Annotated in this window: 1 pseudogene; it reads left to right on the top strand. The window is 50.5% G+C overall.

From position 1 onward, the window contains the following. Positions 1-33: 33 nt before the first annotated feature. Positions 34-281, top strand: a pseudogene (locus A3750_RS05950) (aspartate/glutamate racemase family protein); the annotation flags it as partial.

The raw sequence follows: 281 nt of genomic DNA, 5'->3' as shown, positions 1-281 counted from the left end.
GGTTCTCAGCAAAACTGACTGGTGATCTTGTGAATGGATGCCATTACTTGCTCACATATAGCCGGGTTAGTGGCATCGGCATGTGGCGGCATGAGCTGGGAAAGCACACAAGGCTATTACAAAGCGATCAACGAAGGCGTTAAAAACCATCTCGGCGGCCTGCACTCCGCCAAAATCGCCATGGTGAGTGTCGACTTTGCTGAAATAGAAGCATTACAGATGCAAGACAATTGGCAACAAGCGGGTGAAATACTCGCAAGTGCTGCGGTATCGGTCGAGGC

The sequence above is a fragment of the Oleiphilus sp. HI0079 genome (assembly GCF_001635105.1).
The sequence above is the reverse complement of the archived record's forward strand: the minus strand, read 5'-3'. Positions and strand labels throughout refer to the sequence as shown.